The 14,228-nt window shown below is 76.2% G+C and carries 10 protein-coding genes, 1 rRNA gene and 1 pseudogene; 9 read left to right on the forward strand and 3 right to left on the reverse strand.

Translation table 11 applies throughout. From position 1 onward, the window contains the following. Positions 1 to 4 precede the first annotated feature (4 nt). Positions 5 to 121 (forward strand): 5S ribosomal RNA (gene rrf, locus M8C11_RS24395). Between the two features lie 94 nt (positions 122 to 215). On the opposite strand, the gene M8C11_RS24400 is transcribed toward rrf, so the two are convergent. After that, the gene (locus tag M8C11_RS24400) at positions 216 to 1,886 is read right to left on the reverse strand and encodes a hypothetical protein (RefSeq protein WP_252453442.1); all 1,671 of its coding nucleotides are present in this window, start codon (positions 1,884 to 1,886) and stop codon (positions 216 to 218) included. Here M8C11_RS24400 and M8C11_RS24405 point away from each other — a divergent pair. Together M8C11_RS24405 and M8C11_RS24410 are read left to right on the forward strand one after the other, a co-directional pair. After that, positions 1,809 to 2,409, forward strand: a pseudogene (locus M8C11_RS24405) (Replicase polyprotein 1ab); the annotation flags it as partial. The gene M8C11_RS24400 and the pseudogene M8C11_RS24405 overlap by 78 nt on opposite strands. Positions 2,410 to 2,911: 502 nt before the next feature. Next, the gene (locus tag M8C11_RS24410) at positions 2,912 to 3,982 is read left to right on the forward strand and encodes an HAD-IIA family hydrolase (RefSeq protein WP_252453444.1); all 1,071 of its coding nucleotides are present in this window, start codon (positions 2,912 to 2,914) and stop codon (positions 3,980 to 3,982) included. A gap of 13 nt (positions 3,983 to 3,995) precedes the next feature. Here the strand turns inward: M8C11_RS24410 and M8C11_RS24415 are convergent, their stop codons facing one another. Continuing rightward, the gene (locus M8C11_RS24415; protein WP_120570457.1) at positions 3,996 to 4,331 is read right to left on the reverse strand and encodes an SCP2 sterol-binding domain-containing protein; all 336 of its coding nucleotides are present in this window, start codon (positions 4,329 to 4,331) and stop codon (positions 3,996 to 3,998) included. 111 nt (positions 4,332 to 4,442) lie between these two features. On the opposite strand from M8C11_RS24415, the gene M8C11_RS24420 reads away from it, so the two are divergent. The 5 genes from M8C11_RS24420 (at position 4,443) to M8C11_RS24440 (ending at position 11,293) form a co-directional block, all read left to right on the forward strand. Beyond that, positions 4,443 to 5,120 carry a phasin family protein gene (locus M8C11_RS24420; RefSeq protein WP_252453446.1) on the forward strand — a complete coding sequence of 226 codons (678 nt, stop codon included), beginning with the start codon at positions 4,443 to 4,445 and terminating at the stop codon, positions 5,118 to 5,120. Next, positions 5,117 to 5,344 carry a hypothetical protein gene (locus M8C11_RS24425; RefSeq protein ID WP_073831637.1) on the forward strand — a complete coding sequence of 76 codons (228 nt, stop codon included), beginning with the start codon at positions 5,117 to 5,119 and terminating at the stop codon, positions 5,342 to 5,344. Before M8C11_RS24420 ends, M8C11_RS24425 begins: the two co-directional genes overlap by 4 nt. 21 nt (positions 5,345 to 5,365) lie before the next feature. Beyond that, on the forward strand, positions 5,366 to 6,214 hold the full coding sequence (locus tag M8C11_RS24430) for a TlyA family RNA methyltransferase (RefSeq protein ID WP_252453448.1): 849 nt from the start codon (positions 5,366 to 5,368) through the stop codon (positions 6,212 to 6,214). Next, the gene (locus tag M8C11_RS24435) at positions 6,211 to 7,095 is read left to right on the forward strand and encodes an NAD kinase (RefSeq protein ID WP_013285580.1); all 885 of its coding nucleotides are present in this window, start codon (positions 6,211 to 6,213) and stop codon (positions 7,093 to 7,095) included. Before M8C11_RS24430 ends, M8C11_RS24435 begins: the two co-directional genes overlap by 4 nt. Before the next feature lie 469 nt (positions 7,096 to 7,564). Beyond that, positions 7,565 to 11,293 carry a S8 family serine peptidase gene (locus M8C11_RS24440; RefSeq protein WP_252453450.1) on the forward strand — a complete coding sequence of 1,243 codons (3,729 nt, stop codon included), beginning with the start codon at positions 7,565 to 7,567 and terminating at the stop codon, positions 11,291 to 11,293. A 46-nt stretch (positions 11,294 to 11,339) separates the two neighbouring features. Here the strand turns inward: M8C11_RS24440 and M8C11_RS24445 are convergent, their stop codons facing one another. After that, a complete protein-coding gene (locus tag M8C11_RS24445; protein WP_120570452.1) occupies positions 11,340 to 12,314 on the reverse strand; it encodes a helix-turn-helix domain-containing protein in 975 nt (324 codons plus the stop codon). 79 nt (positions 12,315 to 12,393) lie between these two features. On the opposite strand from M8C11_RS24445, the gene recN reads away from it, so the two are divergent. Beyond that, positions 12,394 to 14,151, forward strand: coding sequence for a DNA repair protein RecN (gene recN, locus M8C11_RS24450; protein ID WP_252453452.1), 1,758 nt, complete (start codon positions 12,394 to 12,396; stop codon positions 14,149 to 14,151). Positions 14,152 to 14,228: the final 77 nt, after the last annotated feature.

Genomic DNA, 14,228 nt, shown 5'->3' on the forward strand with positions numbered 1-14,228 from the left:
GAGTTACGGCGGTCATGGCGGAGGGGAAACGCCCGGTCACATTCCGAACCCGGAAGCTAAGCCCTCCAGCGCCGATGGTACTGCACTCGGGAGGGTGTGGGAGAGTAGGACACCGCCGGACAATCTTCCAGTCGAGGGCCGCCCCAGCAGGGGCGGCCCTCGACTGCGTTAGCGTTCTCGGCGGAAACGCCATCAGGAAGGATGTACCTGTGAGCTCAGGACCCCAGGGCGGGGACCGCCCCCGTCGTTACGAGGATCGCGCCGACCGCGGCCAGGGGCGTGGTGACGCCGGCCGCGACGGCCGTCGCGATGACCGTCCCTCGTACCGGGGCGGCCGCGACGACCGCCCGGGTGGCTTCCGTGGTGGTGACCGTGACAGTGGCGCCCGTGGCGGCGACCGCCGCGAAGGCGGCTTCCGCGGTGGTGACCGTCGCGAGGGCGGCGGGTTCCGTGGGGGCGACCGTGAGGGTGGCTTCCGCGGCGGTGACCGTCGCGAGGGCGGCTTCCGTGGCGGCGACCGCCGTGAGGGCGGTTTCCGTGGCGGCGACCGTCGCGAGGGTGGCTTCGGCGGCGGTGACCGTCGCGAGGGCGGTTTCCGTGGCGGCGACCGCGAGGGTGGCTTCCGGAGCGGAGGCCGCGACGGCGGCGACCGTCGCGAAGGCGGGTTCCGTGGCGGTGACCGTCGTGAGGGTGGCTTCCGTGGCGGCGAGCGCCGTGAAGGCGGTGCCCGTGACGGTGGTTTCCGTGGCGGTGACCGTCGTGAAGGCGGCTTCGGCGGTGGTGACCGTCGTGAGGGTGGCTTCCGTGGCGGCGAGCGCCGTGAAGGCGGTGCCCGTGACGGTGGTTTCCGTGGCGGTGACCGTCGTGAAGGCGGCTTCGGTGGTGGCGACCGTCGCGAAGGCGGTTTCCGCGGTGGCGACCGTCGCGAGGGCGGCGGGTTCCGTGGGGGCGACCGTGAGGGTGGCTTCCGCGGCGGTGACCGTCGCGAGGGCGGTTTCCGTGGTGGTGACCGTGACAGTGGCGCCCGTGGCGGCGACCGTCGTGAAGGCGGCTTCCGGGGCGGTGACCGTCGTGAGGGCGGCTTCGGCGGTGGTGACCGTCGTGAGGGCGGTTTCCGTGGTGGCGACCGTCGTGAAGGCGGCACCCGTGAGGGTGGCTTCCGTGGCGGGGATCGTCGTGAGGGCGGTTTCCGTGGCGGGGAGCGTCGTGAGGGCGGCGCCCGCGAGGGCGGTTTCCGCGGTGGCGACCGTCGCGAGGGCGGCGGGTTCCGTGGCGGCGACCGTGAGGGTGGCTTCCGTGGGGGCGACCGTCGTGAGGGCGGTTTCCGTGGGGGCGACCGTGAGGGTGGCTTCCGTGGCGGGGACCGTCGTGAAGGCGGTGCCCGTGAGGGCGGGTTCCGTGGTGGCGACCGTCGCGAAGGCGGTTACCAGGGCGGCGACAACCGCCGGGAGAGCTACGCCGGCGGCGAACGCCGCGAGGGTGGCTTCCGTGGTGGTGACCGTGAGGGCGGCTTCCGCGGCGGCGATCGCCGTGAGGGCGGGTTCCGTGGCGGCGACCGCGACCGTGGGTTCCGTCGCGACGACCGGCAGCCGGGCGGCTACCGGGGCGAGCGGGACGGTGAGCGCCGTGGCTACGGCGACCGGCCGGGTGGCGACGACCGCCGGACCGGCAGCTACGGCCCGCAGCGGGAGCGCCAGGACGAGCGTGGTGAGGGGCGTACCGGTGAGGCGCCGGAGCTGCCCGACGACGTCGTCGCGAGCGACCTCGACTCGGCCGTCCGGGCCGAGCTGCTCTCCCTCGCCAAGCCGGTGGCGGAGACGGTCGCCCGGCACCTGGTCGCGACCGGTCTGCTGATCGACGAGGACCCGCCGCTGGCGCTGGCGCACGCCATGGCGGCCCGCCGGCTCGCCTCGCGGATCGCCGCAGTGCGGGAGGCCGTCGGGCTGGCCGCGTACCACGCGGGTGAGTGGCAGACCGCCATCGCCGAGCTGCGGACGTACCACCGGATGACCGGCCTGCAGAGCCACCTGGCGGTGCTGGCCGACTGCGAGCGGGCGCTGGGCCGGCCGGAGCGGGCCATCGACCTGTTCCGCGGCGCGGACCGGGACAAGCTCGACCAGGCCGTCGCGATCGAGCTGCTGATCGTTGCCGCCGGGGCGCGCGGTGACCTCGGGCAGAAGGACGCCGCGGTGGCGATGCTCCAGGTCCGCGAGCTGACCGGCGACTCGACCGAGCCGTGGGCGGCGCGGCTGCGTTACGCGTACGCGGACGCCCTGCTGGCGGTGGACCGGCGCGAGGAGGCGCGGGAGTGGTTCTCCCGGGCCGCCGACGTCGACTCCGAGGGGGAGACCGACGCGGCCGAGCGGCTGCTGGAGCTGGACGGCGTGGTCATCGAGGGCGACGACGAGCCGGAGGACGACACGGACGCGTCCGAGCCGTCAGCCGAGGCCGCCAGCGACGACGACCTCGACGACGACGACCTCGACGACGACGACGATGACGACGACGATGACGACGACCTCGACGATGACGACGACGAGGACGATGACGAGGACGACGACGACCTCGACGATGACGACGATGACGACGATGACGCGCGGCTGAGCGGCGGCGACGACGTCACCTCGGGTGCCGGCGGGGACGCGGCACGGGCCGGCTACCGGGACCGTGACGCCGGCGATCTGGCCGACGACGAGCTGACCGACACCGAGGCCGGCTCGCTCGCCGCCAGCACCGCCACCACCCCGACCTTCGTCGCGGCGAACGAGGAACCGGCCACCACCGCGCCGGCCACCACCGCGCCGACCGGCACTGCCGAGGCCGCGGCTGCCACCCCGGCGGACGAGGCCGGCGGCGACCGGCCCGCGCCGGGTGACGCCGCGGGCGGCGAGGGCGAGGCGGCGGACCGCCGATGACCGGGTACGCCGGTGACTCCGCCTCCGGCGCGGATCGGGGACAACCCGACCGCGCCGGGGCGGGCGGCCCGCTGGTCGAGGCGTACTCGCTTGTCGTCTTCGACCTGGACGGCGTCATCTACCTGATCGACCGGCCCATCCCCGGCGCGGTCGAGGCGGTCGGCCGGCTGCACGCCGCGGGGCGGGCGGTCGCGTACGCGACGAACAACGCCTCCCGCCGCTCCAGCGAGGTGGCCGACCTGCTCACCGGCATGGGCGTTCCGGCGCAGCCGGCGGAGGTGCTCACCTCCGCGGCGGCCACCGCCGAGCTGCTCCGGGACCGGCTGCCCGAGGGCGCGGCCGTGCTCGTGGTCGGCGCGGAGGCGCTGCGCGCCGAGCTGCGCGCGGTGGGCCTGCGGCCGGTGTCCACCGCTGACGAGGAGCCCGCCGCGGTGGCCCAGGGCTACGGCCCGCAGGTCGGCTGGTCCGACCTGGCCGAGGCGTCCCTGGCGGTCCGCGCGGGCGCACCCTGGTACGCCACCAACACCGACCGCACCCTGCCCAGCCCGCGCGGCCCGCTGCCGGGCAACGGCTCGCTCGTCGCGGTGCTGCGTACCGCGCTGGGCCGCGACCCCGACGTGGTGGTGGGCAAGCCGGAGCCGGCGCTGTTCACCACCGCCGCGCGGCGCGCCGGAACCGGGCGCACGCTCGTGGTGGGCGACCGGCTGGACACCGACATCGAGGGCGCCCGCCGGGCCGGACTGGACAGCCTGCTGGTGCTGACCGGGGTCAGCGACGCCGCCGAGCTGCTGGCCGCACCCGAGGAGCGCCGCCCCGCGTACGTCTCGTTCGACCTGGCGGGCCTGTTCGACCCGGCCGCGGTGGTGGCGGTGCCGGGCCGGGCGACGGCCGACGGCTGGTCGGTGACGGAGTCCGGCGCGGACCTCGTGCTCGACGGCGCGGGAGCGCCCCTGGACGCGCTGGCCGCGCTCTGCGCGGTGGCCTGGTCGACGGCGGCCGGGCCGCGCGTGCGCGCGCAGTCCCCGGCGGCGGCGGAAGCGCTCGCCGCGTTCGGCCTCGACGACTGAGGCGCCGGCCCGCTCAGAGCAGCTTGCGGAGCTTCATCAGGTCGAACGGGTTCGCCTTGATCGACACCCGCCGGGAGGCCACCGCCGACATGACGTCGAGCCGGCCGTGCACCAGCGCGACGAGGTCGTCGCTGCCGGTGCTCAGCGCGATCTTCGCCTTCGGGTCGTCGCCGTCGGCCAGGTCGACCAGCCGGCCACCCTCCAGCCGCCCGTGGAACGCGGTGCCGAGGTCGGTGATCCGGCAGGCCAGGGTGCGGTCCAGGTCGATGCGGCCCTGTGCCTCGGCGTTGCGGTCCAGCCGCGCGGCCAGGTCCTGCAACGCCTGCCGGCACTCGTCCACGCTGGCCACATCGTCTCCTCACCACGAACCACGCCGTTCCCGGCACCGTACCGCAATGGGGCGTCCGGGGTGCCCGGTAGCGTGGCACCTGCACACCTCGCCCCGCGGAAGGACTCAGGCATGCAGGACGCGTGGCGCGCCTACCTCGAGCTGGCCATGGGCCTGACGGAGGCGCCCCGGAAGAAGGCACAGGACGCGGTCATGCGCGTCGTCGGCCAGGGCGGCGCGACGGCCGCCCAGCTCCAGACGCTCGCCGAGGAACTGGTCGCGACCGGCCTGGCGAACCGGGAGTCGCTGACCAAGCTGGTCCGCTTCGAGGTGGACCGGGCGCTGGGCGCGGTCGGGCTGGCCACCGCCGACGAGGTCGCCGAGCTGACCCGCCGGGTGCACGACCTGGAGCGGCAGCTCCGCGAGGCCCGCGGCACCCTCGAACCGGGCGCCACGCGGCCCGAGCCGTCCGCCGGACCGGCCGGGACCGCCCCGGCGCAGACCGAGCCGGACGCCGCCGAGTCGTCCGAGGCGGAGTCGCCCGAGGGCGGGCCGTCCAAGAGCGAGTCGTCCGAGGCCGGGCCGTCCGAGCCGGAGCCGTCCCACGCAGAGGCGGCCCCCGTCACGACGCCGCCGAACACCCCGGCCACGACACCCTCGAAGGCCCCGGCGACGACGCCGTCGAAGGCGGTGGCGAAGAAGACGGTGGCCAAGAAGGCGATCGCGAAGAAGCCACCGGCCACGGTCTCCCGTACCCCGGACGCCGCGCCGGCGAAGAAGGCCACCGGGCGCCGGGCGGCCGGCTCGTGACCGCGCCCCGGCCCGGTCCGCCGCCGGGTCCGCGGCCCGGACCGCCCCCGGGGGTACGCCCCGCGCCGGTCGAGGAGGTCGGCGAGGCGCGGCACCCGGCGGTGGACGCCGCGGTGCTCGGCATGGCCAACGCCGAAGCGCTCGCCCCGGCCGACCAGATCGCCCAGTACGAGGCGGCGTACGAGACGCTGCGCGAGACCCTCGCCACCATCGACCAGGCCTGAGCAGAGGCGGAGAGACACCTGATGGCTCGTCGTACCCGGCTGGACGCCGAACTCGTCCGGCGCGGGCTGGCCCGCTCCCGCGAGCAGGCCGCCGCGCTGGTGGAGGCCGGTCGCGTCCAGCTGCGCGGAGTGCAGGCGCGCAAGCCCGCGGCGATGGTCGACCCGGCCGATCCGCTGCTGGTCACCGGCGAGGACCCGGCGCAGGAGTACGTCTCCCGGGGCGGCCACAAGCTGGCCGGCGCGCTCGCCGCGTTCGCCCCCGGCGGGCTCACCGTCACCGGCCGGCGCTGCCTGGACGCGGGCGCGTCGACCGGCGGTTTCACCGACGTGCTGCTGCGCGGAGGCGCCGCCGAGGTGGTCGCCGTGGACGTCGGCTACGGGCAGCTCGCCTGGTCGCTGCGTACCGACGAGCGGGTCCGGGTGTTCGAGCGCACCAACGTGCGTACCCTCACGCCGGAGGCGATCGGCGGCCCGGTCGACCTGACGGTGGCCGACCTGTCGTTCATCTCACTGCGGCTGGTGCTGCCCGCGCTGGCCGCGTGCACCGGCCCCGGCGGTGACCTGGCGCTGATGGTCAAGCCGCAGTTCGAGGTGGGCAAGGAGCGCGTCGGCCCCGGCGGCGTGGTCCGCGACCCGGCGCTGCGGGCCGAGGCGGTGCTGGACGTGGCCGCGGCGGCCGCCGGGCTGGGCCTCGGCCTGGCCGGCGTGGCGGCCAGCCCGCTGCCCGGGCCGAGCGGCAACGTCGAGTTCTTCGTATGGTTGCGCGGGGACGCGCCCGCCGCGGATCCGGAGCGGGTCCGCGCGGTGGTGGCCGCCGGCCCGCAGGGCGCCGCCGCTACGGCGGCCACGACCGAGGAGGTGTCCGGGTGAGCCGTACCGCGCTGCTGGTCACGCACACCGGCCGTCGACGCAGCACCGAGCACGCCCGCGCGGTGGCCGCCGACCTGATCGCCGCCGGGTTCGAGGTGCGGGTGGTGGCCGAGGAGGCCGACGACCTGGACCTGCCGGGCGTGGTGCCGGTGACCGGCCCGGAGGCCGCCGAGGGCGCCGAGATCGTGTTCGCGCTCGGCGGGGACGGGACGTTCCTGCGCGCCGCCGAGCTGGCCCGCCCGGCCAAGGTGCCGCTGCTCGGCATCAACCTGGGCAAGGTCGGCTTCCTCGCCGAGGCGGAGATCGACGACCTGGACACCGCCGTGCGTGACGTGGTCGACCGCAACTACACGGTGGACGAACGGCTCACCCTCGACGTCACCGCCGAGTTCGAGGGCGGGCCGACCATCGAGTCGTGGGCACTCAACGAGATCAGCGTGGAGAAGGGCGAACGCGCCCAGATGCTGGAGCTGCTCGTCGACGTGGACGGCCGGCCGCTGTCCCGGTACGGCTGCGACGGCGTGATCTGCGCGACCCCCACCGGCTCGACCGCGTACGCGTTCTCCGGCGGCGGTCCGGTGGTCTGGCCCGAGGTGGAGGCGCTGCTGCTGGTGCCGATCAGCGCGCACGCGTTGTTCAGCCGCCCGCTGGTGACCGCGCCCACGTCGACGTTCGTCATCACCGTCGACCCGTTCACCACGCTGGCCGTGCTCTGCTGCGACGGGCGGCGCGTCTACGACCTGCCGCCCGGCGCCCGGGTCACGGTGCGCCGGGGCACGCTGCCGGTGCGCATCGTCCGGCTGCGGGCCCGCCCGTTCACCGACCGGCTGGTGGCCAAGTTCGACCTTCCCGTCCAGGGCTGGCGGGGCAACCGTCGCTGACCAGCGGCTCAGCGGAAATCTCCGTTCGGCCCACCGGTCCCGGCGCTCGCGCGCGTTACGGTGGGCGTACGGGCCGCGATGAGGTGAGTCCGGGCGCGGCGGTGAGGCCCGCCGCTTCCCGGATGCGGCCCACCTGTCGCGGGCTCGGCCAGGGGGTGGTCGGGGCCGCGACGGTCGGGACGCCGGAGCGTCGTAAGCCGGCCGCGGCGGGCGGACCGGCACGCCGTGTCCGGTCGGGTGTCGACTCCGGCCGGGCCGACAGGTCGCAGGGCCGCCGCCGGAGGAAGCGGCGGCACGCGAGCTGGGCGACACGGTCTCCGGCGTCCCGGCCTCCACTCCGTCGTGTTCGTGTCCACCTGGCGACATGTCGCCGGTGCGGCGGCCCGTACCCGGTGACCCGGCAGCGGACGCCGTCGCAGACTCCGATCGCCGGCCTTACGAGGCCGGCCTCGGAGTAGAGGAGCGTCACATGCACCGGTTCCCCCGCTGGCTCGCCGCCGGCGTGGCCGGGGCGTTGGTGGTCGGGCTCGCCGTACCGGCGTCCGCCGTACCGCCCGCCCGGCCCGCCGGCCCGCCCCCGGGCACATCCGCCCCGGGTGCGCCGCCCGCCCGCGTCACGCTGATCACCGGCGACCAGGTCGAGCTGGTCCGGGCCGCGCCGGGGCGGATCGCCGCCACGGTCCACCCCGGGCCGGGCCGTGACCGGATCGTCTTCCAGACCACGCAGGTCGACGGCGGGCTGCGGGTGCTTCCCGCCGACGTCGTGCCGTACGTGTCGGCGGGCGTGCTCGACCCGGACCTGTTCGACGTGCAGGAGTTGGCCGAGCAGGGCTACGGCGACGCGGGCCAGAAGGCGCTGCCACTGATCGTGCGCTACCGGGAGCCGGCCGCCGGACGCGTGCGCCCGCTCGCGGTCGCCGCCGAGTCCCGTCCGCTGTCCAGCATCAACGGCGCCGCGCTGCGCGTCGACAAGGACGACCTGGGCGCGCTGTGGACGTCCCTGCGACAGGCGCCGCAGGCCCGCGCCGCGGGTGCCGGAGCCGTCCGGCTCGGCGCCGGCGTGGAACGCGTCTGGCTCGACGGGCAGGCCCGGGTGGCGCTGGAGCACAGCGTCCCGCAGATCGGCGCGCCCGCCGCCTGGGCGGCCGGCCGCGACGGCGCCGGGGTGCGGGTCGCGGTGCTCGACACCGGCGTGGACGCCGGCCACCCCGACCTGGCCGGCCGGATCGCCGAGGCGCGCGACTTCACCGGCGGCGGCAGCGCCCGCGACGGCCACGGCCACGGCACCCACGTGGCGGCCACCGTCGCCGGCAGCGGCGCGGCCTCCGCGGGGCTGCGCAAGGGCGTCGCGCCGGGCGCGCGGCTGCTGGTCGGCAAGGTGCTCGACGACTCCGGCTCCGGCTACGACTCCGGCATCATCGCCGGCATGGAGTGGGCCGCGCGCTCCGGCGCGAAGGTGGTCAGCATGAGCCTCGGCGGCGCGCCCACCGACGGCACCGACCCGATGAGCCAGGCCGTCGACGACCTCACCGCCGAGACCGGCGCGCTGTTCGTGATCGCCGCCGGCAACGACGGCGAGCCGCGCAGCGTCGGCTCGCCCGGCGCGGCCACCGCCGCGCTCACCGTCGGCGCGGTCGACCGCGACGACGTGCTCGCCGACTTCTCCAGCCGCGGCCCGCGGCTGGGCGACAACGGCCTGAAGCCGGAGATCACCGCGCCGGGCGTCGGCATCGTCGCCGCCCGCGCCGCCGGCACCACGATGGGTACGCCGGTCGACGACGCCTACACCCGCGCCTCCGGTACCTCGATGGCCACGCCGCACGTCGCGGGCGCCGCCGCCCTACTGGCCCAGGAGCATCCCGGATGGACCGCCGCGCAGCTCAAGGACGCGCTGGTGAGCACGACCCGGCCGAGCGCCGGCGCGACGGTGTTCGAGCAGGGCGCCGGGCGGATCGACGTGGCCCGCGCGCTGCGCCAGCGGGTGTACGGCACGGCCACCGCCGACTTCGGCCGGCTGACCACCGGCGGGCCGGCCGCGACCCGGACGGTGCGCTACGTCAACGGCACCGCTGCCGCGCAGACGCTGCGTCTCGCGCTGGAGCTGCGCAACCTGGACAGCGGCGCGGCCGAGACCGACGGCCTGACGCTCGGCGCCGCCACGGTCACTGTGCCGGCCGGCGGCGGCGTGGACGTGCCGCTGCGCGCCGACCCGGCCCGGCTGGACCGGGGCCCGCACGGCGGCTGGCTGGTGGCCACCGGCGCGGACGGCGCGACGGTGCGCACCGCTGTCGGTCTGACGCTCAGCGGCCCGCAGCACACCGTGACGCTGCGCGCGCTGGACCTGGCCGGTCGGCCCGGACCGGCGCCGGTGGTGACGCTGTTCGGCGAACACCCCGAGTCGGACGCGCTGGGCTGGCTCGGTGGCGGCGACGAGTGGCAGATCCAGGTGGAGGAGGGCCCCTACCTGCTCCACGCGCTGATCGAGCACGGCGCGCCGCTGGACGAGCAGCTCACCCTGGTCACCGACCCGGAGCTGACAGTGGACCGGGACCTCACCGTGGTGCTCGACCCGCGGCGCGGCACACCGGTACGGATCGAGACGCCGAAACCCTCCGAGCAGCGGGCGATCCTGAGCTTCTACCAGCACCGGGTGTTCGGCAACGGCCGGCAGGTCGACCACGGCGTGATGACGTTCAGCACCGTGCAGCAGCTCAACGTCACCCCGACCCGGCAGGTACGCCGCGGCGAGTTCGAGTTCTCCTCGCGCTGGCAGCTCGTCGCGCCGATGGTCGACATCGACGTCAGCGGCGTGTCCGGCGCGCCGGACGTCAACCTGATGGGCCAGTCGCCGGCTCCGGCGGGGCGGCAGCGGCTGCGCCTGGTCGCGGCCGGCACCGGCGCGCCGGGTGAGCTGGCCGGGGTGCGGGGTGCGGCGGCGCTGCTCACCGCGTCCGCCGACCGGTCCGAGGAGGAGCAGGTGGCAGCCGCGGCGGCGGCCGGCGCGAAGGCGGTGCTGATCGTCCGGCCGGCGGACCAGAGCGCGTGGACGGTGTGGCGTCCGACCGGGGACCGGCTTCCGGCGCCGGCGCTGGCGGTGGCGTACGACGACGGGCAGCGGCTGCTCGCGGCGGCGCGTACCGGCCGGGCCCGCATCGACCTCACGCTCACCGTGGACAGCCCGTACCTCTACGACGTGTTCCAGGTGTCGCGGGGCCGGGTGCCGGAGCGGATCACCCACCGGGTGACCGCCGCCAACACGGCCGAGGTGACCGCGCGTTACGGCGACACCGGCGGCCTGGACTGGGCCACCGAGCAGCGGTTCGGGTGGCGGCCCTGGCAGGAGTTCTCCTGGAACGACGACCAGCGGATGGTGCGTACCGGGACGACCCGGCGGGAGTACGTCAGTTCCGGTGACTCGTGGTGGCAGCACCGGGTGCTGCACCGGCTGATGTTCTCCAGTATGGGGACGCTGACCGGCGGCCTGTCCGACCGGCCCCGGCGCTACGCGGCCACCGACCGGACCACCGAGTCGTGGCACGCGCCGCTGGTGCGCCCCGCGGTGCCGGCCGGTGCGGCCGCGCCGAGCCGGACCGCCGACACGCTCGACCTGCGGGTGGCCGAGTTCGTCGACGCCGACGGTCACGCCGGCGTGGACAACCGCTCGGAGGAGCAGGACACGGTGACCCGCCGGGTCAGCCGGGACGGGCGGCAGATCGCCGACCTGTCCGACGGCTGGGCGCCGGTGCCTGCCACCGCCGGTCCGGCCCGCTACCGCCTCGACGTGATCACGGCACGGTCGTCGGCGGAGTGGCGGTGGGCGACCCGTACCGAGACGGCGTGGGAGTTCACCTCGGCCCGCCCGGCCGGTGACGCGGCCCGGCCGCTGCCGCTGCTCCAGGTGGACTACCGGGTGCCGGCCGACCTGCGTGGTGAGGTGCCCGGCAAGCGGAGGCACACAGTCGGGCTGACGCTGCGCCACCCGGCGGGCCTGCCCGCGCCGGCCGGCGCGACGGTACGCGCCGAGGTGTCCTTCGACGGCGGACGCACCTGGCGCACGGCGCCGGTACGCGGCTCCGGCACCCGGTTCACAGTCGACGTCCCGGCCGGGCGCGGCACGGTGTCGCTGCGCGTGTCGGCGCGGGACCGGGCCGGCAGCACCGTGACGCAGACCGTGGTCGACGCGTACGGGCTGCGGTGAGACGCCGGGGCGGGGCGGTCCTGGGGCCGTCCCGCCCCGGCCCCGGTCAGATCCAGCCGCGCCGGGCGGCCTGGAACGCCAGCCCGGGCCGGGTGTCGACACCGGCGGCGGCCATCAGGTCGGCCAGCCGTCGCTGCACGGTACGGCGGCTCACGCCGAGCTGTGACGCGATCGACTTGTCCGGCACCCCGGCCACGAACAGCGACAGCAGCCGTGCCTCGTCGCCGTCGGGCTGGTAGCCGGTGGCGGCCCGGTCGGCCGGCGTGCCGAGCGGCGTGGCCATCAGCCAGTGGCTCTCGAAGAGCGCGACCAGCGCGTCCAGCAGCTGACTGCGGCCGATCACCGCTGCGGTCGGCTCGCCGCCGTCGCGGTCGGGCACCAGCGGGCAGACCGCGGTACGACCGTCCACCACGGCCAGTCGAACCGGCAGCCGGTCCAGCACGCGGGCCTGCTCCCCGGCGTGTACGCCCCGCTCCACGTCGGCCAGCGCGCCCGGCTCCAGCAGCATCGCCCGTTCGTAGATGGCCCGGTAGCGCACACCGCGGGCGAGCGCGTCGAACTCCTCGACGTTCTCCGGTCCGGGCATCGCCAGCGGGTTCGCCCGGCAGAACCAGAGCACCTCCTCGCGCGCGCCGTTCTGCAGCTCGCGCAGCCGTTCGCGCAGCGCCCGCGCGCCGGTGACCACCTCGACCAGGTGCGCGGCGTCGTGGCGGCGCATCCCGGCCCGGTAGTCCTCGGCGAGCTGGGTCACCGCGGCGCGGGCCTCCTCCAGCGCCGACTGGCGGCGCAGCAGCGCCTCACCGAGCGGCACGTCCGGCGCGAGCGGCCGCAGCGGCGCGTCCGGTCCCGGCCCGGTCGGCAGCACGAGACCCTTGTCCCGCAAGGCGTCCAGCCGGGCGACGACCTCCGCGCGGGGCCGCCCCAGCCGCTGCGCGAGCTCACCGACCCGGGCCGTGTTCGCCCTGACCAGGCAGCGGTAGAGCTCCTCCTCGTCCGGGGTCAGGCCGATCTCCTCCAGCACGGGGCTGAACTGTACGGGTGCCCGCGCCCCGCCCTGCCGGCTGGTCAACTGTCACAGGGCGGGGCTACTGTCGGGTGCTGTGCTGGAAGAGCTGCGCATCACCGGACTGGGCGTCATCGAGGACACGACGCTGCCGCTGGCCGCGGGGATGAACGTCATCACCGGCGAGACCGGCGCCGGCAAGACCATGGTGGTGACCGGCCTCGGCCTGCTCTTCGGCGGCCGCGCCGACGCCGGCCGGGTGCGCGCCCAGCCGGGCCGCGCCGTGGTGGAGGGCCGGCTGCGCCTGAGCGGGCGGGTGGCCGAGTCGGTGCACGCCCGCATCGTCGACGCCGGCGGCGAGCCCGACGAGGACGGCTCACTGCTGCTCAGCCGCACCGTGACGATCGAGGGCCGCTCCCGGGCGCACCTGGGCGGGCGCGCCATGCCGGTGTCCACGCTCGGCGAGGTCGGTGAGCAGGTGCTGGCCGTGCACGGCCAGTCCGACCAGCTCCGGCTGCTGCGCCCGGCCGAGCAGCGCGCCTCGCTCGACCGGTTCGCCGGCCCCGAGCACGAGAAGCTGCTCGACGCGCTGCGCGAGACGTACGCCCGGTGGCGCACTGTCGTCGACGACCTGGCCGACCGGCGGCGCAACGCCCGCGAGCGCAACCAGGAGGCCGACCTGCTGCGCCTGGGCCTGGACGAGATCACCCGGGTCGACCCGCAGCCGGGGGAGGACGCCGAGCTGAAGGCCGAGGCGCAGCGGCTGGAGCACGCCGAGGGGCTGCGCACCGCCGCGCAGGTGGCGCAGCAGTGCGTGGCCGGTGGCGTCGAGACGACCGACGAGACGCCGGACGCGACGGCGCTGCTGGGCACCGCGCGGCGCACGCTGGAGGCGCAGGCCGGCACCGACCCGGCGCTGGGCGAGCTGGCGGCCCGGCTGGAGGAGGCGGCCACGCTCGTCACCGACGTGGCCGCGGAGCTGTCCACCTACCTGGCCGCGCTGGACGCCGACCCGGCCCGCCTCCAGACCGTCTACGAGCGGCGGGCCGCGTTGCGCGGGCTGACCCGCAAGTACGCCGACGACGTCGACGGCGTGGTGGCGTGGGCCGAGCGGGCGCGGACCCGGCTGTCCGATCTGGACACCTCCGACGAACTGCTGGACGAGCTGGACCGCGAGGCGACCCGGCTCGCCGGTGAGGTGGCCGACCTCGCCGGCCGGGTCTCGGCGTCCCGACGCGAGGCGGCGGTCCGCTTCGCCGAGGAGGTGACAGTCGAGCTGGCCGGGCTGGCCATGCCGCACGCCCGCATCGAGGTGGCGGTTCTGCCGCGCCCGGCGGGCCGGTCCGAGCCGAGCCTGCCGGTCAACGGCGTCGAGACCGGCGTCGGCGCGGACGGCGCCGACGAGGTGGAGTTGCGGCTGCTGGCGCACCCGGGCGCGCCGGCGCTGCCGTTGCAGAAGGGCGCCTCCGGCGGCGAGCTGTCCCGGGTGATGCTCGCCATCGAGGTGGTCTTCGCCGGTTCGGGCGGCCCGCCCACGCTGGTGTTCGACGAGGTCGACGCGGGTGTCGGCGGTCAGGCCGCGGTGGAGATCGGCCGCCGGCTGGCCCGGCTGGCCCGCAGCCACCAGGTGCTCGTGGTCACGCACCTGCCGCAGGTCGCCGCGTTCGCCGACCGGCACCTCGTGGTGGCCAAGGACACCGGGGGAGCGGTCACCACCAGCGGGGTGCGCGTGGTGGAGGACACCGAACGCGCCCGGGAACTGGCCCGGATGCTCGCCGGTTTGCCGGACTCGGATCTGGGTATCGCCCATGCCGAGGAGCTCCTGGCCGTGGCGGCCAAGGAAAGACGTCCGTGACGTCCCTATTGTGAGCGCAAGCACACCGCCGCGGGTTCCGGTGTGCTTCCCTGGGTAGGCGGCCCTGCTCAGGCATG

Origin of the sequence: Micromonospora sp. CPM1 (assembly GCF_023896895.1) — a bacterium.
GTDB lineage: Bacteria > Actinomycetota > Actinomycetes > Mycobacteriales > Micromonosporaceae > Micromonospora > Micromonospora tulbaghiae.